Raw genomic sequence first — 25,681 nt, 5'->3', positions numbered from 1 at the left:
GCGCCGCCCGGGCCTGCCGGTGCGGGCCCGTGACGGGTCGTGCGCGAGTCGCATGGGCGCAGCCGGCGCGCGGCCGGCCGCGACGGAAGATCGGTGTTGCCGGTGGCTTGGCAGGCCGCTCAGCGCGACGAGCCGAGCGACATCCGGAACTGTTCGACGGCGTGGGCCTGGTACTGGGTCATCAGGCCCTGCAGCGTGGTCCCGATCGACTGGTTGACGAGATCGACCGTATAGGCGGCCGAATTGGAGTAAAGCGACGCGCCGCCGCGAATCTGGCGGGCCTGTTCTTCCGTGATGTCTCGCATTTGTCGTGGCCTTTATATTTTCGGAATGCCTTCAGCCGTCAGCCAATTGCAAACTCGATGGCCGTTTGCTTTATTACGGAGATAATCCGGCACTCCCGCCTCCCGATAATCGCCCGAATCCGAAATAATTCATTTCGGATTCGCTTTATTACCACTGCGGCGATCGATTCTTTTCCTTCTTTTCGCAGCATTTCGCGCGGGGGGCGCCTCCCCGCGCACGGCGGTTACTTGCCGGTGTTATTGAACGTCTTCGGGTTCTGCAGGTAATTGCCGAGGCTCGGCAGGAACTGGCCGAGCGCGGTCACCACCGGCGCGGCGTCAACGGCGAGGCTACCCAGCGAGCTGATCGCACCGCCGCCATGCACATTCCTGACCTGTTCCGTCGTCATGACCTTCATCATTCTCTCCTCGTAAAAAATAAAGATGATGCAAAGAACCTTCATTGAAAGACAAACGGCTTTTAATCCCGAGCGACTTGTTAATCTAATAATCACTGCGATTACGAGCCGAAATCAGGCTATCATGCGGACGCATCGGAATTCAATGGAGGACACACTCTTACAGGTGTGTTTTTCGTTGTGTGACGGGTAATGGACATTCATGCTGTTTGAATTTCAATTTCAAAACGTTTAAATCCCGCCGCAAGGCATTGCGGCACGGGCAGGAGACGGAGACGGCCATGTTTGAAACGAGATGCGCGAATCGCGGATCGGCGACGCGGAATGCGGGTATTTCCCTATCAAGATTTTCGACTAGGTGGAATCCCCGACTTGCAACCGTGACAGTGTTCGCTGTAACGATAGCCAGCGGGTCGATCAACGCGCAGGCGTTCTGCCTCGACACGGCCTACCAGTACGCGTCCGTGCACGATCCGCGCTACCTGCAGGCGCGCAGCGAATACGATGCGGCCCGCCAGAAATTCCCCGAAGCGCGCGCGCAGATGCTGCCGCAGGCCGCCGCGCAACTCGAATGGGGGCGCTACGGCACGCACGCGAACCTGTTCGGCATCGACGTCAGCGGGTCGAGCAATGCCGCGTACGGTTCCGCACAAGTCACGCAGGCGTTGTTCAACGTGCCCTACCTGTACGACATGCGGCGCGCGACCGAATACGAGGAATCGGCGAAGCAGAAGCTCGAGGTCGCGAAGCAGGACCTGATCCTGCGCGTCGCGAACGCGTGCTTCGACCTGCTGAGCGCGCGCGAGAAACTGCAGTCGGCCGACGATGAAGTCAGCGCGCTCACGCGGCTCGAAAGCGACACGCGGCGCATGGCGCAGCTCGGGATGAAGACGATCGGCGACACGGCCGAGATCGAGGCGCGTCGCAGCCTCGCGGAATCCGACGAGGCACTTGCCCAGACCGACGTCGACGCGCGTCGCGCACGCTACGAGACGCTGCTCGGTTCGACGATCGATTTCGCGCGCTGGCCGCGGCTCGCGATGCGCGGGTCGTCGCCGCGCATTCCGTCGGGCGAATACGCGCCGCAGGACAACCCCGCGTACCGGCAGGCGTATCGCGATGTCCAGGTCGCGCGGCTCGCGGCGAAACGCGTCAGCGCCGAGCACTTGCCGACCGTCGACCTGTTCGCATCGTATTCGCGCGGGCTCAATCCGAACCTGCGCGGGCTCACCGATCGCTCGGACTTCCATCAGAGCGCGGTCGGCGTGCAGGTGACGATCCCGATCTTCTCCGGCGGCAGCGTGTACTACCGGCAGGTGGAGGCCGAGCACGTGACCGAGCAATACCGCAACCGGCTGCGCGAGGTCGAGGAACAACTGGGCACTGATCATCGCGAGGCGCTGTCTGCGCTGGAATCGGTCGGCAAGCGCATCCGCGCGCTGCAGCAGTCGCTGCAGGCCGCCCGGCTCGCGTACGATTCGTCGATGAAGGCGCATCAGGTCGGCTACAGCACGACCTACGAAACGCTGAACCTGCGGCGCGACATCTCGGGCATCCGGCAGAAGCTGTTCGACAGCTATCTCGATGCGCTGAAGCTGCAACTGAAACTGAAAAGCGTGCTCGGCACGCTCGACGAACAGTCGCTGATCGCGGTGGACGGCTTCCTCGAAAGCAACGCGGCGAACGACCGCGGTTGAACGCGATGCCCGCTCGTCGCTTGCCGCATCCGTGCGCAGGCGCATGCGTTGAGCGAGCGCTGACGCCGGCCGGTTCGCCGCACGTCAGTCGGGCGGCGGCAGCACGACCGTGTCCTCCGGCCCGAGCACGCGGCCGTCCTGCGAACGCAGTTCCAGCTTCCTGACCGGCAGCCCGGTCTTCCGGTCGACGAGCAGCACGTGCGCCTCGTCCGGTTCGAAGAAAAAATCCTCGCCCCACTGCCGCAATGCGACCAGCAGCGGAAACAGCCCGCGCCCCTTCTCGGTCAGCACGTATTCGTGATGTGCGCCGCCGTCGGCGGCCGGCACGATGTCCATGATTCCGTGCGCGACCAGGTTGCGCAGGCGGGCGGCCAGGATGTTCTTCGCGAGGCCGAGGTTCTTCTGGAATTCGCCGAAGCGGCGCAGCCCGTCGAACGCGTCGCGGACGATCAGCAGCGACCACCAGTCGCCGATCGCGTCCAGCGGGCGGGCGACGCCGCAGGGGGAATCTTCGTGCGTGGTTCGTCGGTTCATCGATGCATGGAGCAATGCCGCGCCCAGCGGGCGGGCTGAACGGCGGTCGTGTCCGGTGAAATGAATGGTTGCAATATAAAACCTGGATAGCAAAAGATCAATTGGGCGAACCCGACTGTTCGGGATCGATGAACGGTGCGAAGGTTTCGGCCCAGATTGGCATGTGGCGCATACCGTTATGACGATAAATTTCCTAATCAGCTCGTTCGAGCGCGTCGCTACGCGTGAGTGACGCCGCCCGCCGGCAGCGAGCCGGATCACTCTTTCGGTTGCAACTTGAAACCTTCTATCCTACGCTTCCATTCGGTTTCAACTTGAAACCAGACTATCCGACTACCTGAAGGAGCGTTCGATGATCCGGTCCGATGCCACGTTCGACGGCACCTTTCCTTTCGCCCCGCATTTCGACGACGCATCCGGCTTCCGGATGCACTACGTGGACGAAGGCCCCCGCGACGGTGAAACCGTCCTGTGCCTGCATGGCGAGCCCACGTGGGGCTATCTGTTCCGCCATCTGGTGACGGCGCTGAGTCCGACGCACCGAGTCGTCGTGCCCGATCACATGGGATTCGGCAAAAGCGCGACGCCGCAGGACCGCAGCTACTGGCTGCAGGATCACATCGACAATCTCGAGCGCTTCGTGCTCGCGCGCGGCCTCGATCGCCTCACGCTCGTGATGCACGATTTCGGCGGCCCGGTCGGCATGGGGCTCGCCGCGCGTCATCCGGACCGGATCCGGCGCATCGTGTCGGCGAACGGGCCGACGCCGTTCGGCCAGCCCGACCTCGTCGAGCGGCTGACCGCGAACGGCCGCGATGCGCCGTGGTTCCAGTGGATCATGCGCGCGGCGGCCGACGACACGCTCGAAACGGTACTCGGGCAGCTCGGTTTCAACATCCTGAGCACGCTGAAGCTGAACGGTTTCGAAAACCACGCAGTCGTCACCGATACGTGGATCGACGCGTACGGTGCGCCGTTCGCGCAACCGGCGGATTGCCTGGGTGCGATCGGATGGGCGCGCGGCCATGCGGCCGGCGCGCACCGGTTCGAGGCGCCCGATGCGGCGGCACTGCGCGCGATACGCGACAAACCCGCGCTCGCGATCTGGGGAGACGCCGACCGGACGCTCGGCGCCGAACACTTCCTGCCGCTCTTTACCGCACTGTTTCCGTCGGCGCCGGTCGAGCGGCTGGCGGGCGTCGGACACTACTGCTTCGAAGATGCGCCCGACGCCATTGCGGAGCGAATCGCCGGCTTCATCCGGACGACCGGCTAGAAAAATCGGCAGCCGGATCGACACGCCCGGCTGCCGAACGACGTGCGCGCCGCTTTCGCGAACGCGAACACGCACGCATCACGTCACGTCACGTCACGTCACGTCACGTCATCGAATGATCCGCGTCACACCCCGCCCACGCGGATCGGCCATCGCTTCCGGCGTCTTGCCGTCGATCTTGATGACCTGGATGTCGCCGCTGAAATCCTGCCCCTTCAGCGTATAGCCGCGCGCCTCGATCTGCTTCGCGAGTTCGCCTTCGATCGGGTGGTACGGCTCCCAGAAGATCGTGTTAGGCGGCAGCAGCTGGTGATGGAAGCGCATCGCGCCGACCGCTTCCTTCAACGGCATCTTGAAGTCGTAGATGTTGTTGATCACCTGGAAGATCGACGTGAAGATGCGCGAGCCGCCCGGCGTGCCGATCACGAGCGACACCTTGCCGCCCTTCGTCATGATCGTCGGCGACATCGACGACAGCGGGCGCTTCTTCGGTTCGATCGCGTTCGCGTCGCTGCCGACCACGCCGAACATGTTCGCGACGCCCGGCTTCGCGGAGAAGTCGTCCATCTCGTCGTTCAGCACGATGCCCGTGCCGTCGGCGATCACGCCCGAGCCGAAGTAGCCGTTGATCGTGTACGTGTTCGACACCGCGTTGCCCCACTTGTCGACGACCGAGAAGTGCGTCGTTTCGGCCTTCTCCGGCATCGTCGTGCCGAGGCCCGGCTGCACGCTCTTCGTGTCGGCGATCTGGGTCGGGCTTACTTCGGCCGCGCGCTTCGCGATGTACGCGTCGTCGGTCAGTTGCGCGATCGGCACTTTGTAGAAGTCCGGGTCGCCTAGATACTGCGCGCGATCGGCGAACACGCGTTTCTCGATTTCGGCGACGAGGTGAATGTATTGCGGCGAGTTGAGCTTCACGCCCTCGAAGTCTGGCTTGAGGACAGCCTTCATCTTCAGCAGCTGCACGAGGCCGATGCCGCCCGAGCTCGGAGGCGGCGCGGTGATCACGTCATAGCCGTTCCACTTCGCCTGCACCGGTTGGCGCCATACCGCGCGGTACTGCGCGAGATCCTCGGTCGTGATCAGCCCGTTGCCGTCGCCGGTCTTCATCGACGCGGCGATCAGCTCGGCCGTCTTGCCCTTGTAGAAACCTTCCGCGCCGTCGTTCGCGATCCGCGTGAGCACGTCGGCGAGGTCCGGCTGCTTGAAGTTCGCGCCGGCCTTCAGCCCGGAGAAGTACTTGTCGAAGTTGGTCTTGCCGCCGAACTCCTTGGATGCATCGACGCCGCGCTGCGCGAGCTGCTCGTCGACGACGAAGCCGTCGCGCGCATAGTGGATCGCCGGCGCGAGCACCTGCTTCCACTTCAGCTTGCCGAAGCGCTTCTGCGCTTCCCACATGCCCGCGACGGTGCCCGGCACGCCGGCCGCGCGCGGGCCGTACAGGCTCATGTCCTTGATGACGTTGCCGTCCTTGTCGAGGTACATGTCCTTCGTCGCGGCGAGCGGCGCGCGCTCGCGATAGTCGATGAAGTACGGCTTGCCGTCCTTGTAGATCGTCATGAAGCCGCCGCCGCCGATGTTGCCGGCCTCCGGATACGTGACGGCGAGCGTGAATGCGATCGCGACGGCCGCGTCGATCGCGTTGCCGCCTTCCTTGAAGATCCGCTCCGCGGCATCCGCGCTGTACTTGTCGGCCACGGCAACCGCCGAGCTCGTCAGGATGGCCGGCTGCGGCCCTTTCGCGTATGCGGGCGCGTTCGGCAGGAACCCGATGCCGGCCATCGTCGCGAGCACGGCAGCGGATGTCTTGAAGCGATTCAGCGTAGTCATTGCATGTCCCCCATGTGGATCTTCTTCAGGCAGGAAAAGCACCTGATCCGCTTATAGCCGCTGGCACCTCGTCAGCCACATGAGGATTTCGTAGTAAATCGGGTAATTCGGCATGAAACTGCACCGCATATTACGAATTGACCCGGATTGCGCGCGGTTGATCACTCAGCGGGCCGATGGCGTATGCGCGGTCACGTTGCAGCGCCGCGACGTGCAAACGCATCGATCGAAACCACATGCAATACACGCCATCACGCAGCGCACAAAAACCGAAAGTTGCGAACCTCGCGACATGCCGCGCAGCACGCGCAAAAAAATCTGCAAACGCCCCTCCCGCAGCGCGATTCGATCTGCGAAGATAGCGCCCCTTTCGCACGGCATCACCGTTTCGACCACGTGCCGCTTCACGTTTCTTCGTCTCGCTCGCTATGGCATCACACAATGCGCATCACGCGTCCGGCTTCGCGGCCGGCGTCGCCGCCGCCGTCCTCGTCGCACAAACCGGCGCCACCGGCCCGTGGCACATCGGCATGCTCGCCGCGTTCGTGGCGGGCGTCGCGGGCGGCACCGCGCCCGACTGGCTCGAAGTCGCGTGGTGGAGCCGCAAGCGCCGCCTGTGGATCACGCATCGCACCGTCACGCACTGGGGCATCGGCTGGATCGCGCTGCTCGCGCTCGGCTGGCACGGGCTCATCCATCATCCGCATCCGCTGTGGGCCGCGCCGCTGTTCGGCTTCGCCTGCGGCGGCGTGATGCACCTGCTGGCCGACTGGCCGAACCCGCTCGGCGTGCCGTGGATCTGGCGGCGCCACTCGCTCAACCTGTGGAACAGCGGGCATTGCGACCTGATCGTCGTGGCCGCAGCATGGGGCGGCACGCTGTGGCTCGCGCAGTCGCTGTGGTCGCGCGCGCCGCTGCTCGAACACTGGCTCGGCTGGCTGCATCGCGTCTAGTTGCAATTCGACGCAATTCGGCACACCGAATTGCACGCAACTTTCGGTTCGTTGAAAGCGCGGTGCGCGCCCCCATCTGAATCTGGATCGTCAGCATGCATGCCCGGCACGCACGCGCGACGTCTGGCACACTGACGATTCGATTCATGCACGGTTCGTCCGCGCACTCGCACCCCATTTCAACGTTTCGATGGACGTCACAGCTACCCGCCCTGCAACCCGCGCGCTCGACGTGTTCCACCCGGCCGTCGCCGCGTGGTTCCGTCGCACGTTCGCCGCGCCGACCGGCGCGCAGGCGCTCGCGTGGCCGCACATCAAGGCCGGCCGGTCGACGCTCGTCGCCGCGCCGACCGGCTCCGGCAAGACGCTCACCGCGTTCCTGTGCGCGCTCGACGATCTGGTGCGCGATGCGCTGGCGCACGACGGCACGCTGCCCGACGCGACGCTGGTCGTCTACGTGTCGCCGCTGAAGGCGCTGTCGAACGACATCCACGTGAACCTCGACGCGCCGCTCGCCGGCATCGCCGAATCGCTCGCGCAACTCGGCCTGCCGGTGCCGGCGATCCGCACGGCCGTGCGCACCGGCGACACCACGCAAGCGGAGCGCGCCGCGCTGCGCAAGCGCGCGCCGCACATCCTCGTCACGACGCCCGAATCGCTGTACGTGCTGCTGTCGTCCACGTCGGGGCGGCAGATGCTGTCGAACGTGCGCTCGGTCATCGTCGACGAAATCCATGCGCTCGCGTCGTCCAAGCGCGGCAGCCATCTCGCGCTGTCGCTCGAACGCCTCGACGCGCTGGCCGGCCACGCGTTGCCGCGCATCGGGTTGTCGGCCACGCAAAAGCCGATCGACGCGGTTGCGCGCTTCCTGGTCGGCGGCCCGGCCGACGCGCCGCGCGACTGCACGATCGTCGACACGGGCCACACGCGCGAGCGCGACCTCGCGCTCGAACTGCCGAACGTGCCGCTCGAACCCGTGATGGCGACCGACGTGTGGGAACAGGTGTACGACCGCATCGCCGGGCTCGCGGCCGCGCATCGCACGACGCTCGTGTTCGTCAACACACGGCGCACCGCCGAGCGCATGGCGCGCCATCTCGCCGACCGGCTCGGCAAGGACGCGATCGCCGCGCATCACGGCAGCCTTGCGAAGGAACACCGTTTCGACGCCGAGCAACGCCTGAAGCGCGGCGAACTGAAGCTGCTCGTCGCTACGGCGTCGCTCGAACTCGGCATCGACATCGGCGACGTCGATCTCGTCTGCCAGGTCGGCTCGCCGCGCGGGATCGCGCCGTTCCTGCAGCGGGTCGGCCGCTCGGGGCACCATGTCGGCGGCGTGCCGAAAGGCCGGCTGTTTCCGCTGTCGCGCGACGAGCTCGTCGAATGCGCGGCGCTGCTCGATTGCGTGCAGCGCGGCGAACTCGACGCGCTGCGCATTCCCGAAGCGCCGCTCGACGTGCTCGCGCAGCAGATCGTCGCCGAAGTCGCGTGCACGGAATGGCAGGAAGACGCGCTGTACGCGCGCTTCACGCACGCGGCACCGTACGCACGGCTGACACGCGAACGCTTCGACGAAGTGATGAAGATGCTCGCCGAAGGCTTCACGAGCCGGCGCGGCGTGCGCGGCGCGTACCTGCATCGCGACGTGGTCGGCGGCACCGTGCGCGGGCGCCGCAACGCGATGATGACCGCGACGACGTCCGGCGGCACGATCCCCGACATGGCCGACTATGCGGTGCTGCTCGAACCGCAGGGCATCCAGGTCGGCACCGTCAACGAGGATTTCGCGATCGAGAGCCTGGCCGGCGACGTGTTCCAGCTCGGCAACCAGTCGTACCGGATCATTCGCGTGGAAACGGGCCGCGTGCGTGTCGAGGATGCGCAGGGGCAATCGCCGAGCATTCCGTTCTGGCTCGGCGAGGGGCTCGGGCGCAGCGACGAACTGTCGGCGGCGGTCGGACGGCTGCGCGCACGGCTCGACGGGCTGTTCGCCGACGGCGAACGGCAGGCAGCCGCCGGTGCCGGTTCCAGTTCCGGCGGACGCAAACGTGCGGGCGGCAACGCAGAAGCCGAAGCGAATGCCGCAGCCGGCACCACGCTCGCCCCCGCCGACAGCCGCCTCGCACCCGCATTGCGCTGGCTGGTCGACGATCTTCGCCTGTCCCCGGACGCCGCGCGCCAGATCGTCGACTACCTCGCCCGCACGCGCGCCGCGCTCGGCGCACTGCCGACGCAGGACACGCTCGTGATGGAGCGCTTCTTCGACGAGTCGGGCGGCACGCAGCTCGTGATCCATTCGCCGTTCGGCAGCCGCATCAACCGCGCATGGGGGCTCGCGCTGCGCAAGCGCTTCTGCCGCAGCTTCAACTTCGAGCTGCAGGCCGCCGCGACCGACGACGCGATCATCCTGTCGCTGTCGCTCGCGCACAGCTTCGCGCTCGACGAAGTGTGGCGCTACCTGCGTTCGGCCAGCGCCGAGCACGTGCTGGTCCAGGCGCTGCTCGACGCGCCGATGTTCGGCGTGCGCTGGCGCTGGAACGCGACGACCGCGCTCGCGCTCCCGCGCTTCACCGGTGGCCGGCGCACCGCGCCGCAATTGCAGCGGATGAAGAGCGAGGATCTGCTCGCGACCGTGTTCCCCGACCAGGTCGCGTGCCTCGAGAACATCGTCGGCGAACGCGAGATTCCGCATCATCCGCTCGTCGACCAGACGCTCGACGACTGCCTGCACGACGCGATGGATACCGACGGCTGGCTCGCGCTGCTGCGCCGGATCGAAAGCGGCGCGATCGAGCTCGTCGCGCGCGACCTGCCCGCGCCGTCGCCGCTCGCGGCCGAGATCCTGAACGCGAAGCCCTACGCATTCCTCGACGATGCGCCGCTCGAGGAGCGCCGCACGCAGGCCGTACAGTCGCGCCGCTGGAGCGATCCCGAGTCGGCCGACGATCTCGGCACACTCGACGCCGATGCGATCGACGCTGTGCGCGACGAAGCATGGCCGCTCGTACGCGACGCCGACGAAATGCACGATGCGCTGCTCACGCTCGCCTGCATCGCCGACAGCGAAACCCAGGCCCACGCAGGCTGGCCCGAGCAGCTCGCAGAACTTGCGGAACGGCGCCGCGCGACGCAACTCGTCGTGCCCAACGGCGCCGCGCTGTGGGTACCGGTCGAACGGCTCGTATGCCTGCGTACGCTGCATCCGGACGCACGCACGATGCCGGCGCTCAAGGTGCCGGCCGTGTGCGCGCAGCCTTGGGAAGCCGATGCAGCGCTCGTCGACGTGATCCGCGCGCGGCTCACCGGCTTCGGGCCGCTCACGCTCGACGCGATCGCGACACCGCTCGGCCTGCCGACCGCGTCGATCGCGACGGCGCTCGCGGCACTGGAGCGCGAAGGCTACGTGATGCGCGGCCGCTTCACGCCGGGCGCGACGACCGACGAATGGTGCGAACGCCACCTGCTCGCGCGCATTCACCGCTACACGGTGAAGCGGCTGCGCCGCGAGATCGAGCCGGTCGAGCGAGCCGATTTCATGCGCTTCCTGTTCCACTGGCAGCACCTGACGCCCGACACGCGCGGCACCGGCCGCGACGCACTCGCGGCCGTGGTCGAGCAGCTCGAAGGCTACGAGGCCGCGGCGAGTGCATGGGAAGACGCGCTGCTGCCCGCGCGGCTCACCGACTACATGGCCGGCGGCCTCGACGAGCTGTGCCGCTCGGGCAAGCTGGTCTGGACGCGCATCGGCGCACCTGCCCGGGCGGCCGGCACGCCCGTGAAAACGACGCCGATCGTACTGCTGCCGCGCCGCCATCTTTCCGCATGGCAGGCGCTGCGCGATCCCGATGCGCAACCGGCGCTGTCCGCGCGCGCCACACAGGTACGCGATGCGCTCGCCGCGCACGGCGCGATGTTCTTCGATGCGCTGCTCGACGACCTGCACATGCTGCCCGTCGAGCTCGAGCAGGCGCTCGGCGAACTCGTATCGGCCGGCCTCGTGAACGCGGACAGCTACGCGGGCTTGCGCGCGTTGCTGAAACCGGCCGTCAAGCGCAGCGCGACCTATGCACCGCGCACGCGACGCGGCGGCGCATTGATCGGCGGGATGGACGACGCGGGCCGCTGGGCGCTCGTACAGCGTCACGCGCCGCCGGTCGATGCGGCCGCGTCGAAACGCGGCCTGGCCGCGACCGATCCCGACGCGCTCGAACACATCGCATGGACGCTGCTGCGCCGCTACGGCGTCGTGTTCTGGCGGCTGCTCGAACGCGAAGCCGACTGGCTGCCGAGCTGGCGCGAGCTCGTGCGCGTGCTGCAACGGCTCGAAGCACGCGGCGAGATTCGCGGCGGACGCTTCGTCGCCGGGCTCGCGGGCGAACAGTTCGCGCTGCCCGAAGCCATCCCGATCCTGCGCGAACTCAGGCGGCAACCGGGCGACGGGCAGTACGTGTGCGTGACGGGCGCCGACCCGCTGAACCTCGCCGGCACGCTGCTGCCCGGCGACAAGGTGCCGGCGCTCGCCGGCAATCGCGTGCTGTTCCGCGACGGCGTGCCCGTCGCATCGCTGGTATCCGGTACGTTCCACTACGCGCCGGACCTGTCGCCCGCCGCCCGCGAGGATGCGCGCCTGCGGCTCGCGCGTTACTGCTGACATCGGCTGACACGCGCACTGCACGGACTACTGATCGCCGTGCCGCGCTGCCGCGATCGTTCGGGTAGCATCGAACGATCGACCGCACGGGCTCCCGCTCGTCACCCTGCACAACAAGACTTCCGGAGACTGCCGCACATGGCCTCGCATGCCGATTCTCCCGCCGCTCATCACGCGGGTTCGTTGACCATTTTCCAAGGCGCTGCGCTGTATATCGGCGCCGTGCTCGGCACGGGCGTGATCGCGTTGCCCGCGCTCGCCGCCGAGGTCGCGGGCCCGGCCTCGCTGCTTGCGTGGGCGGCACTCGTCGTGCTGTCGGGGCCGCTTGCCGCCACCTTCGCCGCACTCGGCGCACGCTATCCCGACTCGGGCGGTGTCTCGACCTACGCACGGCGCGCATTCGGACCGAAGGCCGCGGCGATCGTCGGCTGGTGTTTCTACTTTGCGGTGCCGGCCGGTGCACCGGCCGCCGCGATGTTCGGCGGCGCCTACGTCGCGGCCGTCACGGGTGGCGGACACACGACAGTCATCGTCACGGCCGCCGCGCTGATCGCGACCGTGTCGGCCGCGAACGCATTCGGCGTCACCGTTTCGGGCCGCATGCAGCTCGTGTTGTCGGCACTGCTCGTCACGCTGCTGCTCGCCGCAGTGCTCACGTCCACGCCGCATGCGCGCACCGGGAACCTGCATCCGTTTGCCCCGCATGGCTGGCTCGCAGTGGGCCAGGCCGCAGCGCTCCTTGTGTGGAGCTTTGCCGGCTGGGAAGCGATCACGCATCTTGCCGCGGAATTCCGCCGGCCTGCCCATGACATGCCGCGCTCCGCCGGTATTGCGGTCGTGGTGGTCGGGTTCCTGTACCTGTCGGTGGCCGCTGCGAGCGTGATGGTGCTCGGTCCTTCCGCCGGCGCATCGGGTGCGCCGCTCGCCGAACTGATCGCGGGCGGCATCGGCAGCCACGCTCAGGTGCTGGCCGCCGCGGCCGCGCTGCTGCTCACGCTCGGTACGATGAATGCGTATTTCGCGGGCGCAGCCAAGCTCGGTGCAGCGCTCGGGCGCGACGGCGCGCTGCCCGCGTGGCTCGCGCAAGGCAGCCAGGTCGGCGGCGTGCCGCGCCGCAGCCTCGGCGTGATCGCCGTGCTCGCAGCCGTCGCGCTGGCCGCGACGACGCTCTCGGACGTTGGCCCGAAGCCGCTCGTGCTCGTCACGTCCGGATGTTTCGTGATGGTGTACGGGCTCGGCGCGGCAGCTGCGTTGAAGTTGTTGCCGCGCGGCGGGATCGCGTACCGCTGCGCGTGGGTTTCGCTGGTTGCAGTCGCCGGGCTGTTCCTGACGACCGGCTGGTATTTCCTGTGCCCGCTGCTGATCGCGGGCGCTGCACTGTTTTATCTGCAGGTGACCGCGTCACGCAAATGACCCGCCGTGTGCGAGCAGGCCGACGCGTGCCTGCTCGCATCGCTGCGCGTGCGAAGCGCCGGTCCGCAGGATGCCGGGTGCGATGCCTGCGCGCCGGTCAGGCCGGCACCAGTGCGAAGCTGAGCCGCTTGCCAAGTGCGGCAGCCGCGCTCGCGAGCGTCGCCAGCGTGAGGCTCGTGTCGGTTTCGTCGAGCAGCCGGTTGAGCGCGGCGCGGCTGGTTTTCATCCGCGCGGCCATCGCGGTTTTCGTGATGTGCTGCGCCTTCATTTCCTCGCCGATCTGCCACGCGATCACGCGCTTGATCGCGGTGGCGGTGGCCGCCTCGAGATTGCCTTCCGCTTCGAGGAAGGCATCGAAATCGCTGCCGATATGCGGGTTGTTCGTGGTCGTCATGTCGTACTCCAGTGCATGGCGTTGCCGGTCGCCCGACGCATCGGGGGCGATGCGTTCCGGCACAACCGGGGAAATTCAAATGGCATGCGTCAGCGCTTTCAGGCGCGCGACGGTGACGGAGATATCGTCCTGCGGCGTGGCCCGCGACTGTTTGAAGAAGCCGTGCAGCAGGACCATCGTGCCGCCGGACACCGTAAACAGCACGCGGGCGCTCCGCCCCGGCAGCATCACGCGGATCTCCCATAGATCCTTCGCCATCTTCCGGACCAGCGGCATGCCGAGCGGCCAGCCGAGTTGAACGGTCTTGATCTCTTCGCCGATCGCCCTTCGCTCCGCTTGCCTGAGCGAGCCGAGCCATTCGCGCACCGGCTCGTTGCCGCGGGCCGTGCGGAAGAACCGCACGCCGAGCGTGGCCTGGATCTGCTGTCTCGCCATCGTCTTGTCACTAATCGTACCAAAAACGGTACGATATGCCAAGCACCACGAAGATCGCTACTGGCCGGATGGCCAATCCGGCAGCGGGAAAACGGCTCGGGTCGTGCGGCGCGTGCAGCCCGACGGATCAACCGTCGCTGCGAGCCGGTTTGCGCGCCGCGCGTGGCGCCCGGTGCGCGTGCGCGTCGCCGAACCGCGACCGCGCGATGTCGCGCACGGCGTCGATCAGCGTCCGTGCGACCGGTGAGGGTTGCGCATCGGTGCGCAGTACGAGCCCGACCGGTTCGTCGGTGCCCGCGGACGGCAGCGGCAGGCGCGCGAGCGCACCGGCCGACAGGTCGTATTCGGCCGCATAGAGCGGCACGAACCAGACCGCGTCGTTCTCGAGCGCCAGCGCGCGTGCGACCGACACCGACAGCACCTCGATGAACGAATCCAGCGGCGGCACGCCGCATGCACCGAGCAGTTGCTCGGCCGACTGGCGGATCAGCGTGCCGAACGGCGGCAGCACGACCGGATAGCGCGCGAGCTCGGCGGCCGGCGCGGCGCTCGCCAGCAGCGGATGCCCGGCGCGCACGACCGCAACGAGCGGCTCGCTGTACAACTGCTCGAATGCGAGACCGATCATCCGCTCCGGCTCCGACAGCCGCCCGATCGCGCACTCGATCGCGCCGGACTTCAGGCGCTCGAGCAGATCGGCGTTCGCGGCCGTCGCGATCCGCACGACGACGCGCGGCCAGCGCTCGGCCAGCGCCTTCATCAACGCAGGCGCGAGCGACGCCGCCACCGTCGGCAGCATGCCGATTTCCAGCGTCGCGGCAGCGGCCCCGCCTTCGCGCGCGAGCAGCCCGACGCCCTGCCGCAGCGCCAGTACGCACGCATTCGCATGCGGCATGAACAGTTGCGCCTCGCGGGTCGGCTGCGCGCCCTGCCGGCCGCGCTCGAACAGCTTCACGCCGAGAATCGACTCCAGTTCGGCGATCGTCTTCGACACGGCCGGCTGCGTGATCGACAGGCTTTCGGCCGCCTTCTGCACGCCGCCCAGCTGCGCGACCGCGAGAAAGCACTGCAGGTGCCGGAACTTGACCCGGCCGTCGGCGATTCGATTATTCATAACGAGCGGTTATGCAGATGACGACAAAACGCCATTTTGCATAACTTTCCGGAAAGCCCCAAGCACGCGGTGCGATGTCACGCGACACGCCGCAGCGCCTGGAAACCGGACGGCTCCCAGATCCGCTTGGCGATCAGCAAGCCCGTCCCGTGCTTCTGCCCGAGCGGCGCGGACGACGACTCCGCATGCAGCGCGGCCGCCTTGCTGCGCAACCGGCGCAACTCGAGTTCGAGTTCCGCGGCGGCGGCCTCGGTCAGCATCCCTTGCGAGAACGTCATCGTCTCGCCGGCGCCGTCGAAGCGGCTGTCGAGGAAATCGCCGAGCGCATGCGCATGGAAGTAACGGCGGATCGGCCCGCCCGGCAGCCAGTCGAAATCGCGCGCGACGCGCACGCGAATCCGGTCGCCCGGCAGCAGCGCGACGACGTTCATCCGGTCGAGCATCAGCAGGTATTTCACGCACTCGGCCTTCGTCACCTGATAGGCCGACACGATGTCCTGCACGGTCCAGTAGTTGATCGCGCAGACGGCCACGAGCAGCAGCTTCTCGTCCGACACGAGCAGCGCCTCCTGCTGTTCGGTCAGCACGTGCAGCCTCGGCGCCGATGCCGACGCCTCCTGCACGAGCTCGGCCAGCGTGTAGCCGAGCAGTTGCGCGATCTCGGCAAGGCGCTCCAGCGTGAAGCGGCCGCTGGCGAACAGCCGCTTCACGCTCGTCTCGGAGACGTCGAGCGCACGCGCGACGTCGCGGTAGGTCATGCCCTGCGCCTTCAACTGGCGCTTCAGCGTTTCGATGAGTTGGGCGGTTTCGGTCATATCGGTATCGAAAAATGATGCTCCAGGTCAGATATTAGGCTACCTGCGCTCACAGATGAGCACTTTCCGTTACTTGTCTGCATAATCCGCTCCGTCCTGTCACTCAACGACGGAGCCGAAATGACCACCCGAACCGAAACCGCCGCCTGTGAACCGCACCACACCGCTCCGCGCGAAGCCCGCGACACGGCTCGCACCCTGCCGCTCGCGACCGTGCGCACACTGGCCGCCGGCGCGCACGTCGGCGATCTCGTGTTCATCCGCGTGCCGGCCGGTGCGCCGCGCGACGCGGCAGGCACGACGGGCTCGACCGGTGCGTGGGCCAATCGCTTCGGCATCGTCGTCGATACGTCGGGCGACGAACCGGTGATCGCCGAATCTGCCGCGCTGGCATGGACGACGCTCACGCCGCTGTCGCGCTTCGTCGCCCGTACCGACGGCGGGCGCATCGCACTGGCCCGCCGCGTCGCGGCGCCGACCGCCGACGCGCAGCGCCGCGTGCATGCGACGGCCGAACAGCGGATCGACGCACTGCTCGGCAAGCGCTTCAACCCGCGGGTGCGACGCGGGTTCTGCGCGCGGTACGTGAGCGACGTGCTCGGCACGGACCCCGCTGCGACGCCGGCCGCCTTGCTGCGCAGCGGCGCGCTGACACTCGAATTCGACGGGATCGTGTTCGATCCCGGCCATGCCTGACAACGGGCGCGCTCGGGGAGACCGCATAACAACAAGAACAAAAGACAAAAAATAGCGACGGGCTAGCTGGAGGGCCGTGCACGGGGTCGTCACCGACGACGCGAAGCCCGATCGCTTTCATCCGCCGGACAGGCATCCTGTCCGGCGGATTTTTCATGGGCGCGCCGAACATAACGAACAGTTATGTGATTCGCTAAAAAAGGTCATTTTGCATAACTTTCCGGATTGGCTAAAGTCCTGCCATCCACTTTGCGAAAAACCTATCAGGAGACGCCCGATGGATTCCCCCACGATCCTCACGCCGCGCGACTGGCCGTCGCATCCGGCCTATGTCCACCCCGAATACCGCTCGTCCGTGAAGCGCGGCCCGACCCGCCCGCTGATCCCGCTGAAAGAGAAGCTGCGCGACCAGTACGCACCCGTCTACGGCGCCGAGGATCTCGGCGTGCTCGACCACGACCTGACGAAGAACGCCGTGAAGAACGGCGAGCCGCTCGGCGAGCGCATGGTCGTCACGGGCCGCGTGCTCGACGAAGGCGGCAAGCCGGTGCGCAACACGCTCGTCGAGGTGTGGCAGGCGAACGCGGCCGGCCGCTACGTGCACAAGGTCGACCAGCACGACGCGCCGCTCGACCCGAACTTCCTCGGCGCGGGCCGCTGCCTGACCGACGACGAAGGCCGTTACCGCTTCCTGACGATCAAGCCCGGTGCGTATCCGTGGGGCAACCATCCGAACGCGTGGCGCCCGAATCACATCCACTTCTCGCTGTTCGGCGATTACTTCGGCTCGCGTCTCGTCACGCAGATGTACTTCCCCGGCGATCCGCTGCTCGCGTACGACCCGATCTTCCAGGGCACGCCCGAGGCCGCGCGCGATCGACTGATCTCGCGCTTCTCGATGGACATCACCGAAGAAGGCTACGCGCTCGGCTACGAATTCGACATCGTGCTGCGCGGCCGCGACGCTACCCCGATGGAGCGCTGAACCATGACGACGCTGAAGCAAACCCCTTCGCAGACGGTCGGCCCGTACTTCGCATACGGCCTGTGCCCGCAGCAATACGACTACGACCTGAAGAGCCTGTTCACGCCGACGATCGCCGCGGCACACGCCGAAGGCGAGCACGTGCTGCTGGTCGGCCAGGTGTTCGACGGCGACGGCAACGTCGTCGGCGACGCGGTGCTCGAATTCACGCAGGTGGATGGCGCGGGCCGCTACCCCGCCTCGCGCGACGACATCGCGACTTCCGGCTTCACGGGCTTCGCGCGGGTCGGCACGGGCACCGATGCGCAGCAGCGCTTCGTCGTCGAGACGGTGAAGCCCGGCCGCATCGCCGCCGACGAGGCGCCGCACATCAACGTGACCGTGATGATGCGCGGGATCCTCACCCATGCGTTCACGCGCGTGTACTTCGACGACGAAGCCGCGGCGAACGCGACCGACCCCGTGCTGAATGCGGTGCCGGCCGAGCGCCGCGCGACGCTCGTCGCGAAACGCGACGCGCAGCCGGGCCGCCCGGTCGTCTACCGCTTCGACATCCGCATGCAGGGGCCGGACGAAACGGTGTTCTTCGACGTTTGACGCGTGCGCCGGCGCATGCCGGCTTCGCACGCAACCGCACGCCGCGTGGCGCGATACCGACGGGCATCGCACCACGCGGCGTTTTTCTTGAGCCGTCGCGATCGTTCGATGATGCGTCGCATCGTGGCGAGTGGCGGCGGCGAACCCCGGTTGCCCGAGGCTTCCCGCCTCGATATCGAACGCCCGATTGAAACGCATGCTGCGACCGCACATGCATCGTCGGGCCAACGGGATATCGTTTGCGCGTTATGCGGCGTATCCTTCGTTATCCGCAACGAGCCGGAAGGATTAAATCGGGCGAGGCAATAATTACGCAATTCGTGCGCGACGCCGCCGAACGGGCCGTTCGCGCATTTTTTCTGACCGAGTGCCTTTAAACGCGTCCGACCGAATTTGGCGGGCGCGTATTTTTTTGCGCTGTGTCCGGCTAGCGCCGGATCTCCAGATATCGGCTCGGCGTGTCGCCGAGGATGCGGCGAAACGCCGACGTGAATGCGCTTGCGCTCGCGTACCCGAGATCGAGCGCGACGCGCGTCACCGGCTGCCCGTCGGTCAGGCGCGTAATCGCCGCGAGCATGCACACCTGCTGGCGCCATGCGGCAAAGCTCACGCCCGTCTGCGCGCGGAACTGCCGCGTGAACGTCCGCCGGCTCACGCCCGCATCGGCCGCGACCTGGTCGAGATCGGCCGCGATCGACGGCGACGCGAACAGGTGCCGGCACACCTTCGCCAGCCGTGCATCGGCCGGCAGCGGCGCATGCAGCGACAGGCGCGGCATCGTCGCAATTTCCGCGACCAGCAGGTCCATCAGCTTGCCCGCACGTCCGTCGACGTCGTACATGGCCGGCAGGTCGATCGCATCGTCGATCAGGTGCCGCAGCAGCGGCGACACGCCATACACGCCGCACTGCCCGGGCAGGCCGGCCGCCTGCGCGGCGTCGCCCGACACGAACGTATTGAGCATCGTGACCGGCCCGGTCATCGTCATTTCGTGCCGCACGCCCGCCGGCACCCAGCACGCGCGCTGCGGCGGCACCAGCCAGCGTCCGTGCGGCGTCGACACGCTGATCGTGCCGCGCGACGCGAACGCGAATTGCCCGCGCCCGTGCGCGTGCTCCGGAAACGTCGTGCCCGCCGCGTAGTCGTTGGCGGTCACGACCACGTTCCGCGGAATATGTTCGTAGGGATCTAGCAGCGTATTTCTCACGGCCTGAATTCTATAGTTAATGACCCGATATCGAAGGCAGGTCGCCTTCGAACGATCTACGATCCGCTCCACCGTTGCGCGACCTCACGGCCGCCACACCCGTCGGCCTGATCGGCCGGATTGCAATTTCATCGGAGCGGACATGCCGAATACGATCCACCGCGTGGGGGACGGCCCCCATCCTGTTCTTGTACTGCCCGGCTGGTTCGGCGACGCCCATGCGTTCGAATCCGTCGAACCATGGCTGTCGCACGCGCACTTCACCTACGTATTCATGGACTACCGAGGTTACGGCCGCATGCGCGACGCGGCGGGCGACTACACGATCGACGAGATCGCCGCCGACGCGCTCGCGCTCGCCGACGCGCTCGATTTCGCGACCTTCAGCCTCGTCGGCCACTCGATGGGTGCGATGGCGGCCGAGAAAATCGCCGTCATGGCGCCCGAGCGTGTGCGCGCGCTGGTTCCGATCACCCCCGTGCCGTGCGGCGGCCTGCCGTTCGACGCGGAGAAGCGCGCGCTATTCGAGCGCGCCGCCGACCACGTCGCCGACCGCCGCACCATCATCGACCGCAGCACCGGCGGCCGGCTGCCGGCCGCCTGGATCGAGTGGAAAGCCGCGTATTCGGCAGCCTGTTCGTCGGCGCAGGCTTTCGGCGCGTACTTCCGCGCGTGGGCCGATACGGATTTCAGCGACGAGATCGCCGGTACGCACCCCGTCAAAGTGCTGATCGGCGAACACGATCCCGCGTTCGACATGGCGCTGATGGCGCGCACCTACCTGCGGCGCTATCCGCTCGCCACCGTCGACGTGCTGCCCAATGCAGGCCACTATCCGATGAACGAGACGCCGCTCGCGCTGGTCGCGGCGATGGAAGCGTTCCTGCTCGCCGCGACGGCCGGCCCCGCCGTCGTCGACTGACCGGCCGCGCGCAGGCGGCATCGTTGCGGCGCGCATCACCGCAGCATGAACGACATCGCCGACAGGCTGTTCAGCGTGCGCACCACGTGCTCGACCGACGGCCCGTCGAAACGCAGCGTCACCGCATCGACCCGCTCGAGCGACGGCAGCACGCCGAACAGGTCGGCCAGCGCGGCCGTCTGCACGCGCAGCGTGCAAGCCGCCGGCGCGGGCCGATGCGTGCCGGCACGCACGCCGGCCGACAGCGCCTGCGCCACCGCGTCGCGCGCGGCGGTCGCGATCCGCGCACACGACGCGGCCGGCGTGAGCGTGTCGCCGCTCGATGTGCCGCCGGCCGTCTTGACCGTCTCGAAACGCGCGTCCGGGAACAGCGGCCGCGTTTCCTCGGCGAACACGTCGTCGCCCGTGGCAAGCGCGACGTGCGCGCCATATTCGTGCGCCAGCGCGCCGTACAGCCCGGCTTCGCCGAACTCGACGCCGTTCAGCCACACCTGCGTGAATGCAAAGCTGTTGATCGTGTGCGCGAGCACGCCGCGCGTCTGCGATTTCGCGTGAAAACCGATCATGAACACGAGATCGGGCCGCTGTTCGAGGCCTGCCATCATCCCGAGCGTGCGCGGCTTGCCGAGCACGACACGCGCACGCGCATCGAGCCCGTCGGGCAGCAGGTTGCGATAGCTGCCATGCGAATCGTTGACCCACACGGCCTGCGCGCCGCCCGCGAACGCGCCTTCGATCGCCGCATTCGCTTCGGCGGTCATCCAGCGACGCGCCCGTTCGTATTCCGGATTGCCGGCGCGCGTCTGCTCGGTGGCGAATACGCCGGCGACACCCTCGATGTCGGTCGAGATCAGGATCTTCATGACTGGGTCGAATACCCTTCGTTATCTTCGTTGAAAAACCGCTCGAGATCGGGCACCGCGTCGCGCAGCGATTGCCGCACGTGGCCGTCGCGCCCGGCGACCGTCACGGCCTGCAGCAACGCGTCGGCGATCGCGTGCTCGACGCTTTCGGCCGCAGCCATGAACAGCGGATCGAGCGCCGCATCGGCCACGAGGGCCGGCAGCGCGATCGTCGATGCGTCGTGCGCGATCGTGCAGGCGGTCGAGAACGCAAGCGCGATGTCGCCGCTGCCATGCCCGTAGACGGATCCCGTACGGGCCAGCCCCGCACCGGCGCGGCGCGCGAGCCGCGACAACTGCCGCGCGTCGAGCGGCGCGTCGGTGGCGAGCAACAGGATGATCGAGCCCCGCTCGGGCGGCGCCGCGTGCGCGGCCTCGGCCGCCCGCCGTTGCGCGACGATGCGCCCGAGCGGCACGCCGCCGAGCGTCAGCATCGGCAACCGGCCGAAATTCGCGAGTACGAGCGCGCCGACCGTATACGGCCGGCCGGCCGCGACGGCGACGCGCGAAGCGGAGCCGATCCCGCCCTTCAGGTCGAAGCACGACATCCCGCGCCCGGCGCCCACCGCACCGCGTGCGACGTCGCGCGACGCCGTGCGGCACGCGTCGTCGTAATGCGCGGCCGTGACCGCGAACGCCTGGATATCGTTCAGATAGCCGTCGTTGCACTCGAACACGAGCGGATTGACGGTCGGCCAGTCGCGGCCGATCTGCGGATTCGCCGCGATCGCCGCGCGGATCTGCGCCTGGGCGACCGCGCCGACACCGAACGTATTGGTCAGCGCGATCGGCGTATCGAGCGTGCCGAGTTCGCCGACCTGCACGAGCCCGACGCTCTTGCCGAAGCCGTTGATCACGGCCACGCCCGCGGGCACCTTGCTGCGGTACACGTCGCCCGGATGCGGCTTCACGACGGTCACCCCCGTCTGCACGCTGCCGGCATCGAGCGTGCAATGGCCAACCGTCACGCCCGGCACGTCGGCGATCGTGCCGCGCGGGCCGGCCGGCAGCGTCGCGGCCCACATCGGCGCAACACGCATCAGCGGCGCTCCAGCTTCGGATCGAGCGCGTCGCGCAGCCCGTCGCCGAGCAGGTTGAACGCGAGCACGGTCAGGAAGATCGCGAGGCTCGGGAAGATGGCGATGTGCGGTGCCGTCACCATGTCCGCGCGCGCCTCGTTGAGCATCGCACCCCACTCCGGCGTCGGCGGCTGCGCGCCGAGCCCGAGGAACGACAGGCTCGCGGCCGTGATGATCGACGTGCCGATCCGCATCGTGAAGTAGACGACGACCGACGACACGGTGCCCGGCAGGATGTGCCGCATGATGATCGTCCAGTCCGACGCGCCGATGCTGCGCGCGGCCTCGACATAGGTCATGTGCTTGAGCATCAGCGTGTTGCCGCGCACGAGCCGCGCGAACGCCGGGATGCTGAAGATCGCGACCGCGCAGATCACGTTGATCATCCCGTTGCCGAGGATCGCGACCACGCCGATCGCGAGCAGGATGCCGGGGAAGGCGAACAGCACGTCGGCGATGCGCATCGTGATGCGGTCCCACCAGCCTTCGTAGTAGCCGGCGAGCAGCCCGAAGAACGTGCCGATCACCGCGCCGAGCGCGACCGAGAAGAAGCCGGCCGCGAGCGAGATGCGCGTGCCGACGACGATCCGGCTGAAGATGTCGCGGCCGAGCGAATCGACGCCGAACCAGTGCACGGCCGACGGCCCCGCGTTCAGCGCATCGTAGTCGAAGTAGTTCTCCGGATCGAACGGCACGATGTGCGGGCCGACGAAGGCCAGCACGACGAGCGCCAGCACGAAGCCGCCCGCGACGAGCGCGACGGTCTGCTTGCGGAACTTGCGCCAGAATTCACGCCACGGCGTGCGGATCGCGGTCGGTGCGGCCGGCGCCGCGGGCTGGACAGTCGCGTTCATGCTCGCCTCACTCTCACTTGAACCGGATGGTCGGGTTGATGACCGCGTACAGCACGTCGACGGCCAGGTTGATCAGGATGAATTCGAGCGAGAACAGCAGCACGATCGCCTGGATCATGGGGTAGTCGCGCATCGTCACCGCATCGACCAGCAGGCGCCCGAGCCCCGGCCAGTTGAACACGACCTCGACGACGATCGAGCCGCCGAGCAGGAAGCCGAACTGCAGCCCCATCATCGTGACGACCGGGATCATCGCGTTGCGCAGGCAATGCTTGAGCACCACCATCGGCTCGTGCACGCCCTTCGCACGCGCGGTGCGCACGAAGTCCTCGTTCAGCACCTCGACGAACGATGCGCGCGTGAAGCGCGCCATCACGGCCGCGACCGCCGCGCCGAGCGTCAGCGACGGCAGCACGTAGCTCTTCCACGAACCGTCCGGCACGACCGGCAGCCAGCCGAGCTTCACCGAGAAGATTTCCATCAGCAGCATGCCGAGCGCGAACGCGGGAAACGAGATGCCCGACACCGCGATCGTCATGCCGAGACGGTCGGGCCAGCGATTGCGCCACACCGCCGACGCGATCCCGATCGCCATGCCGAACAGCGTCGCCCACCCCATGCTGACGAGCGTCAGCAGCAGCGTCGGCATGAAGCGCTCGCCGATTTCGGTCGATACCGGCCGCTTGCTGCGCGTCGACATGCCGAAATCGCCGTGCGCGATCTTCGTGAAGAAATTCACGAACTGCGCGGGCAACGGCCGATCGAGCCCGAGATCGGCACGCACGAGCGCGACCGTCGCATTGTCGGCTTCGGGGCCTGCCGCGAGCCGCGCCGGGTCGCCCGGCAGCAGGTGCACGAACATGAACACCAGCAACGCGACGATCGCGAGCGTGGGCAGCAGGCCGAGCAGCCGTTTGACGAGAAAATTCAGCATGGGGCACCGATCGAATCAGCGTGCCGGCGGCCTGCGCCGCCGGCACCGCGAGGCGGGCAAGCCGCCGTCATTTCACCGAGATTTCGTCGAAGTTGAACGAGCCGTCCGGCATCACGTACATGCCGTGCAATCGCTTGTTGCGCGCATAGACGATCTTCTCCTGCACCAGGAAAATCCACGGCGCGTCGGCCCACACCTGCTTCTGCGCGTCGGCGTAAAGCGAGGCCTTCTTCGCACGATCGGTCGTCTCGAGCGCCTTCGCGAGATCATCGTCGACGGCAGCGCTCTTGTAGTACGCGGTGTTGTAGAGCTTCGGCGGTGCCGATGCCGATGCGAGCAGCGGCGTCAGTGCCCAGTTCGCTTCGCCCGTCGATGCCGACCAGCCGCTGTAGTACATCCGCACCGGTGCCGTTGCCGGATCCTGGGCGCTCTCGACCTTCGCGACCCGCTCGCCGGCCTCGAGTGCCTGCACCTGCACCTTCACGCCAACCTGCGCGAGCTGCTGCTGGACGAACTGGATCAGCTTCTGCGCCGTCGAATGGTTGTACGCGGACCAGAGCGTCGATTCGAATCCGTTCGGATAGCCGGCTTCCTTCAGCAGCGCACGCGCCTTCGCCGGATCGTACGGCCAGGGCCCGAGCTTCGTCGCGTACTCGACGCCCATCGGCGCGACTCCGGTCTGCGGTGTCGCGTAACCGGCGAACACGACCTTCGCGAGCGCCTCCTTGTTGACCGCGTAGTTCAGCGCTTCACGCACCTTCGGGTTGTCGAACGGCTTTTGCTGCGTGTTCAGCGAAATGTAGCGCTGGATGATCGACGGCGACTCGATCAGTTCGATCTTCGCGTTGCTCTTGAGGTCGTTCGCCTGCTCGAACGGAATCGTGAACGCGAAATCCGCCTCGCCCGTCTTGATCAGTGCCGCGCGCGTGTTGTTGTCGACCACCGGCTTCCAGTCGATCGTGTCGACCTTTGGATACCCCTTCTTCCAGTAGCCGGCGAATTTCTTCACCTTCATGTCGTCGGTCTGCTTCCATTCGACGAATTCGAACGGCCCGGTGCCGACCGGATGCAGCGACACGTCACGCCCCCACTTCTTCAGTGCGGCCGGCGAGATCATCACCGCCGACGGGTGCGCGAGCGTATTGATGAACGCCGAGAACGGCTCGCGCAACGTGAACCGCACCGTGGTCGGATCGACCACCTCCGTCTTCTCGATCACGCGGAACAGGCCGTAGCGCTTCAGCTTGTTCGCCGGATCGGTCACGCGGTCGAAGTTCGCCTTCACCGCGGCCGCATTGAAGTCGGTGCCGTCGTGGAATTTCACGCCTTCGCGCAACTTGACCGTGTACACCTTCGCGTCCGGCGACGCCGTGTAGCTGGTCGCCAGGACGTTGACGAGCTTCATGTTCCGGTCGAAACCGAACAGCCCCTCGTAGAACGACTTGACGACGGCCTGCGACACCGTGTCGTTTGCGTCGTACGGGTCCATCGTCGTGAACGTCGAGTACACGGCGACCACGACGTTCTGCTGCGCGAACGCGGGCACCGCGACCGACAGCGCGAGCGCACCTGCTCCCGCCGCGAACAGCGCGCGCGGACGGAACATCGGGAACGAATACGGCTTGTTCATTTGGTCTGGCTCCTCTGGATGATTCGGTAACGCGTGGTGGAAATCGCGGTGCGACAGCAT

The 25,681-nt window shown here is 67.2% G+C and carries 23 protein-coding genes; 9 read left to right on the top strand and 14 right to left on the bottom strand.

Features of this window, described 5'->3' with window-relative positions; genetic code table 11:
* Window positions 1-119 precede the first annotated feature (119 nt).
* Window positions 120-305 carry a hypothetical protein gene (locus U5798_RS25630; protein ID WP_006479215.1) on the bottom strand — a complete coding sequence of 62 codons (186 nt, stop codon included), beginning with the start codon at window positions 303-305 and terminating at the stop codon, window positions 120-122.
* Window positions 306-529: 224 nt separating this feature from the next.
* Entirely contained in the window at window positions 530-706 is a 177-nt protein-coding gene (locus U5798_RS25625; RefSeq protein WP_006479216.1) for a hypothetical protein, read from the bottom strand.
* 278 nt (window positions 707-984) lie between these two features.
* Between U5798_RS25625 and U5798_RS25620 the strand changes: the two genes are divergently transcribed.
* Window positions 985-2,400, top strand: coding sequence for a TolC family protein (locus tag U5798_RS25620; RefSeq protein ID WP_322083639.1), 1,416 nt, complete (start codon window positions 985-987; stop codon window positions 2,398-2,400).
* A gap of 84 nt (window positions 2,401-2,484) precedes the next feature.
* Here U5798_RS25620 and U5798_RS25615 read toward each other — a convergent pair whose 3' ends face one another.
* Window positions 2,485-2,934, bottom strand: a complete 450-nt coding sequence (locus U5798_RS25615; protein ID WP_089453165.1) for a winged helix-turn-helix transcriptional regulator — start codon at window positions 2,932-2,934, stop codon at window positions 2,485-2,487.
* Between the two features lie 352 nt (window positions 2,935-3,286).
* On the opposite strand from U5798_RS25615, the gene U5798_RS25610 reads away from it, so the two are divergent.
* Window positions 3,287-4,210: an alpha/beta fold hydrolase gene (locus tag U5798_RS25610; protein ID WP_124447995.1), complete on the top strand. Its 924-nt coding sequence runs from the start codon at window positions 3,287-3,289 to the stop codon at window positions 4,208-4,210.
* Window positions 4,211-4,318: 108 nt separating this feature from the next.
* Here U5798_RS25610 and ggt read toward each other — a convergent pair whose 3' ends face one another.
* A complete protein-coding gene (ggt, locus tag U5798_RS25605; RefSeq protein ID WP_322083607.1) occupies window positions 4,319-6,040 on the bottom strand; it encodes a gamma-glutamyltransferase in 1,722 nt (573 codons plus the stop codon).
* 428 nt (window positions 6,041-6,468) lie between these two features.
* Between ggt and U5798_RS25600 the strand changes: the two genes are divergently transcribed.
* The 3 genes from U5798_RS25600 (at window position 6,469) to U5798_RS25590 (ending at window position 13,057) form a co-directional block, all read left to right on the top strand.
* Complete coding sequence (locus U5798_RS25600; protein WP_124447998.1) at window positions 6,469-6,993, top strand: metal-dependent hydrolase; 525 nt, start codon at window positions 6,469-6,471, stop codon at window positions 6,991-6,993.
* A gap of 190 nt (window positions 6,994-7,183) precedes the next feature.
* Window positions 7,184-11,644: a DEAD/DEAH box helicase gene (locus U5798_RS25595; RefSeq protein ID WP_322083606.1), complete on the top strand. Its 4,461-nt coding sequence runs from the start codon at window positions 7,184-7,186 to the stop codon at window positions 11,642-11,644.
* 138 nt (window positions 11,645-11,782) lie between these two features.
* A complete protein-coding gene (locus U5798_RS25590) occupies window positions 11,783-13,057 on the top strand; it encodes an APC family permease (protein ID WP_322083605.1) in 1,275 nt (424 codons plus the stop codon).
* A gap of 97 nt (window positions 13,058-13,154) precedes the next feature.
* On the opposite strand, the gene U5798_RS25585 is transcribed toward U5798_RS25590, so the two are convergent.
* The 4 genes from U5798_RS25585 to U5798_RS25570 form a co-directional block, all read right to left on the bottom strand.
* Window positions 13,155-13,451: an XRE family transcriptional regulator gene (locus U5798_RS25585; protein WP_124448004.1), complete on the bottom strand. Its 297-nt coding sequence runs from the start codon at window positions 13,449-13,451 to the stop codon at window positions 13,155-13,157.
* 75 nt (window positions 13,452-13,526) lie between these two features.
* The gene (locus U5798_RS25580; protein ID WP_322083604.1) at window positions 13,527-13,886 is read right to left on the bottom strand and encodes a type II toxin-antitoxin system RelE/ParE family toxin; all 360 of its coding nucleotides are present in this window, start codon (window positions 13,884-13,886) and stop codon (window positions 13,527-13,529) included.
* 127 nt (window positions 13,887-14,013) lie between these two features.
* Entirely contained in the window at window positions 14,014-15,000 is a 987-nt protein-coding gene (gene pcaQ / locus U5798_RS25575; protein WP_124448008.1) for a pca operon transcription factor PcaQ, read from the bottom strand.
* Window positions 15,001-15,077: 77 nt separating this feature from the next.
* Complete coding sequence (locus U5798_RS25570) at window positions 15,078-15,815, bottom strand: helix-turn-helix domain-containing protein (RefSeq protein WP_124448010.1); 738 nt, start codon at window positions 15,813-15,815, stop codon at window positions 15,078-15,080.
* Window positions 15,816-15,935: 120 nt separating this feature from the next.
* Here U5798_RS25570 and U5798_RS25565 point away from each other — a divergent pair, with 120 nt between their 5' ends.
* From U5798_RS25565 to pcaG, 3 genes are all read left to right on the top strand, one after another.
* On the top strand, window positions 15,936-16,511 hold the full coding sequence (locus tag U5798_RS25565; RefSeq protein ID WP_322083603.1) for a YiiX/YebB-like N1pC/P60 family cysteine hydrolase: 576 nt from the start codon (window positions 15,936-15,938) through the stop codon (window positions 16,509-16,511).
* 277 nt (window positions 16,512-16,788) lie between these two features.
* Window positions 16,789-17,496, top strand: a complete 708-nt coding sequence (pcaH, locus tag U5798_RS25560) for a protocatechuate 3,4-dioxygenase subunit beta (RefSeq protein ID WP_322083602.1) — start codon at window positions 16,789-16,791, stop codon at window positions 17,494-17,496.
* Window positions 17,497-17,499: 3 nt separating this feature from the next.
* Complete coding sequence (gene pcaG / locus U5798_RS25555; RefSeq protein ID WP_124448014.1) at window positions 17,500-18,093, top strand: protocatechuate 3,4-dioxygenase subunit alpha; 594 nt, start codon at window positions 17,500-17,502, stop codon at window positions 18,091-18,093.
* A 427-nt stretch (window positions 18,094-18,520) separates the two neighbouring features.
* On the opposite strand, the gene U5798_RS25550 is transcribed toward pcaG, so the two are convergent.
* A complete protein-coding gene (locus tag U5798_RS25550) occupies window positions 18,521-19,300 on the bottom strand; it encodes an AraC family transcriptional regulator (protein ID WP_124448016.1) in 780 nt (259 codons plus the stop codon).
* Window positions 19,301-19,442: 142 nt separating this feature from the next.
* On the opposite strand from U5798_RS25550, the gene U5798_RS25545 reads away from it, so the two are divergent.
* Complete coding sequence (locus tag U5798_RS25545) at window positions 19,443-20,222, top strand: alpha/beta hydrolase (RefSeq protein WP_322083601.1); 780 nt, start codon at window positions 19,443-19,445, stop codon at window positions 20,220-20,222.
* A gap of 35 nt (window positions 20,223-20,257) precedes the next feature.
* On the opposite strand, the gene U5798_RS25540 is transcribed toward U5798_RS25545, so the two are convergent.
* The 5 genes from U5798_RS25540 to gsiB form a co-directional block, all read right to left on the bottom strand.
* Complete coding sequence (locus tag U5798_RS25540; RefSeq protein WP_322083600.1) at window positions 20,258-21,085, bottom strand: M55 family metallopeptidase; 828 nt, start codon at window positions 21,083-21,085, stop codon at window positions 20,258-20,260.
* Window positions 21,082-22,164, bottom strand: a complete 1,083-nt coding sequence (locus U5798_RS25535; RefSeq protein WP_322083599.1) for a P1 family peptidase — start codon at window positions 22,162-22,164, stop codon at window positions 21,082-21,084. The genes U5798_RS25540 and U5798_RS25535 overlap by 4 nt, the downstream gene beginning before the upstream one ends.
* Window positions 22,164-23,057 (bottom strand): glutathione ABC transporter permease GsiD, encoded by an 894-nt coding sequence (gene gsiD, locus U5798_RS25530; RefSeq protein WP_124448022.1) that lies wholly within the window; start codon window positions 23,055-23,057, stop codon window positions 22,164-22,166. The genes U5798_RS25535 and gsiD overlap by 1 nt, the downstream gene beginning before the upstream one ends.
* A 13-nt stretch (window positions 23,058-23,070) precedes the next feature.
* Window positions 23,071-23,991 (bottom strand): glutathione ABC transporter permease GsiC, encoded by a 921-nt coding sequence (gsiC, locus tag U5798_RS25525; protein WP_124448024.1) that lies wholly within the window; start codon window positions 23,989-23,991, stop codon window positions 23,071-23,073.
* A 67-nt stretch (window positions 23,992-24,058) separates the two neighbouring features.
* Entirely contained in the window at window positions 24,059-25,621 is a 1,563-nt protein-coding gene (gene gsiB, locus U5798_RS25520) for a glutathione ABC transporter substrate-binding protein GsiB (protein WP_322083598.1), read from the bottom strand.
* Between the last annotated feature and the right edge of the window lie 60 nt (window positions 25,622-25,681).

It is taken from the genome of Burkholderia sp. BCC1972 (assembly GCF_905339605.1).
Taxonomy (GTDB): Bacteria; Pseudomonadota; Gammaproteobacteria; order Burkholderiales; family Burkholderiaceae; genus Burkholderia.
Note: the sequence above shows the minus strand (reverse complement) of the source record. Positions and strands in the feature narration are given on the sequence as shown.